Origin of the sequence: Alkalihalophilus lindianensis, from assembly GCF_032843265.1 — a bacterium.
In the GTDB taxonomy this organism is placed as follows: Bacteria; Bacillota; Bacilli; order Bacillales; family Bacillaceae_D; genus Alkalihalophilus; species Alkalihalophilus lindianensis.
The window spans coordinates 1-272 of sequence record NZ_JAWJBA010000330.1 but is presented as its reverse complement, the minus strand read 5'-3'; the positions used below and the strand labels follow the sequence as shown (position 1 = coordinate 272).

At 72.8% G+C, this 272-nt stretch carries 1 protein-coding gene; it reads right to left on the bottom strand.

The window, feature by feature from the left end; all coding sequences use genetic code 11:
- A partial coding sequence (locus RYX56_RS22450) for a lyase family protein (protein ID WP_317124134.1) occupies window positions 1-272 on the bottom strand: 272 nt, incomplete at both ends.

Below are 272 nucleotides of genomic sequence, written 5' to 3'. Positions count from 1 at the left end.
CCGGCCATCCGGTGGAGCGCGTAGTGGAGGGCGGTCGTGGCGTCGGGCAGGAGGACGCGCTCGGCGGACGAGTGCGAGATGTCGCGCTCGTGCCAGAGGGCCACGTTTTCGAGCGCCGTCGTGGCGTAGCCGCGCAGCAGCCGCGCGATGCCCGTCAGGTTCTCGCTCGCCACGGGGTTGCGCTTGTGCGGCATCGCCGACGAGCCCTTCTGCCCCTTCCCGAAGGCCTCCTCGGCCTCCCGCACCTCGGAGCGCTGGAGGTGCCGGACCTC